The following is a 1,990-nucleotide window of genomic DNA, read 5'->3' as shown; positions in this document are numbered from 1 at the left end:
CTGCGCCGCACGCCGGCCGCCGCACCGCGCGCCTCCCGCCCGGCGATCGTGGACGGCGGTGTGCTGCACCGCACCCCCGCCGCCCCCGACCGGCCGAGCGTCACCTACCGGCGCAGCGGCGACGACAACCTGCTGGTCGAGTACGGGCCCATGCAACTGGACCTGGCGCTGCGGATGCGCGTCCACGCGCTGGCCGAGCGGCTCGCGGCGCGGCGGCCGGAGGGCGTCGTCGACCTGACCCCGGGCATCCGCTCGCTGCAGGTGCACGTCGACCCGGACGTCCTGCCGCTGCCCGAACTGCTGGCGCTGGTCCGGGAGATCGAGCGGGCGCTGCCCGCCACCGACCGGCTGGTGGTGCCGAGCCGCACCGTCCACCTGCCGCTGTCCTGGGACGACCCGGCGACCCGGGAGGCGATCGAGCGGTACATGGCGGGCGTCCGCGACGACGCGCCCTGGTGCCCGTGGAACATCGAGTTCATCCGGCGGATCAACGGCCTGGCCTCCGTGGACGAGGTGTACCGCACGGTCTTCGACGCCGAGTACCTGGTGCTCGGCCTCGGCGACGTCTACCTGGGCGCCCCGGTGGCCACCCCGCTCGACCCGCGGCACCGGCTGGTCACCACCAAGTACAACCCGGCCCGCACCTGGACGGCCGAGAACTCGGTCGGCATCGGCGGCGCCTACCTCTGCGTGTACGGCATGGAGGGGCCGGGCGGCTACCAGTTCGTCGGGCGGACGGTGCAGATGTGGTCGGGCTGGCAGCAGCGCGGCCCGTTCGAGCCGGGCGCGCCGTGGCTGCTGCGGTTCTTCGACCGGATCCGCTGGTACCCGGTCTCCGCGGAGGAACTGCTGGAGATGCGGGCCGACATGGCGGCCGGCCGGTTCGCGCCGAAGATCGAGGAGGGCGAGTTCGCGCTGGCGGACCACCTGCGCTTCCTCGACGAGAACGCCGGGCCGATCGCGGAGTTCCGGGCCGTCCAGGCGGCGGCATTCGCGGCCGAGCGGCAGGCTTGGGAGGAGGCGGGCGAGTTCGACCGGGCCGAGCGGGCGGCCGGCACCGCACCCGTGGCGGCGCGCACCGTCACCGCACCGCCGGGCGGCAGCGTGGTGGAGGCCGAGTTCACCGCCTGCGTGTGGAAGGTCGACGTGGCACCGGGCGAACGGGTGCGCAAGGGGCAGCAGTTGATGGCACTGGAGGCGATGAAGATGGAGTCGGCGGTCACCGCGGACCGGGACGGCGTGGTCGCGGAGCTGCTGGTCGGCTCCGGCGACCAGGTCGAGGCCGGCAGCCCGCTCGTGGTGCTGGGGGCGGTCGCGTGAGCGCCGTCGTCACGGCCGTGGAGCGGGTCCGCCGGGCGTACGCGCGGATCGCCGCCGCCGACCGGCCGGAGGTCTGGATCGACCTCCGTCCGCAGGCCGAGGCCGAGGCGGAGGCCGCCCTGGTCGACGCCCGGGTCGCCGCCGGCGAGCACCTGCCGCTGGCCGGCACGGTCTGCGCGGTCAAGGGCAACATCGACGTCGCCGGGCTGCCCACCACCGCCGGCTGTCCCGGCTACGCCTACCTCCCCGAGCGGGACGCCCCGGCGGTGGCCCGGCTGCGCGCGGCCGGCACGGTCGTCCTCGGCACCACCAACCTCGACCAGTTCGCCACCGGCCTGGTGGGCACGCGCAGCCCGTACGGCGCGGTGCGGAACGCCCTCGCCCCGGAGCGGATCGCCGGCGGGTCGAGCTCCGGCTCGGCCGTCGCCGTCGCCCTCGGCATCGCGGACCTGGCGCTCGGCACCGACACCGCGGGCTCGGGGCGGGTGCCGGCCGCCCTCAACGGCATCGTCGGCCTCAAGCCCGCCCCGGGTCGGGTGCCCACCGAGGGCGTGGTGCCGGCCTGCGCGAGCGTGGACTGCGTCGCCCAGGCCCTCGGCGGCGGCGACCTCGGCGGCGAACTGCTCGCGGCGGCCCTGCAGCATCTCGGCGACCCGGTACAGCACCTGGC

The 1,990-nt window shown here is 76.1% G+C and carries 2 protein-coding genes; both read left to right on the top strand.

Annotation, left to right across the window (positions count from 1 at the left end; translation table 11 throughout):
- A partial coding sequence (locus ABZ641_RS35120) for a carboxyltransferase domain-containing protein (protein ID WP_359988449.1) occupies window positions 1-1,320 on the top strand: 1,320 nt, incomplete at its 5' end.
- Window positions 1,317-1,990, top strand: a 674-nt coding sequence (locus ABZ641_RS35115; RefSeq protein ID WP_359988447.1) for an amidase family protein, incomplete at its 3' end; no start/stop codon positions are given. The genes ABZ641_RS35120 and ABZ641_RS35115, both read left to right, overlap by 4 nt.

Origin of the sequence: Kitasatospora sp. NPDC007106 (assembly GCF_040634455.1) — a bacterium.
In the GTDB taxonomy this organism is placed as follows: Bacteria; Actinomycetota; Actinomycetes; order Streptomycetales; family Streptomycetaceae; genus Kitasatospora; species Kitasatospora arboriphila.
Note: the sequence above shows the minus strand (reverse complement) of the source record. Positions and strands in the feature narration are given on the sequence as shown.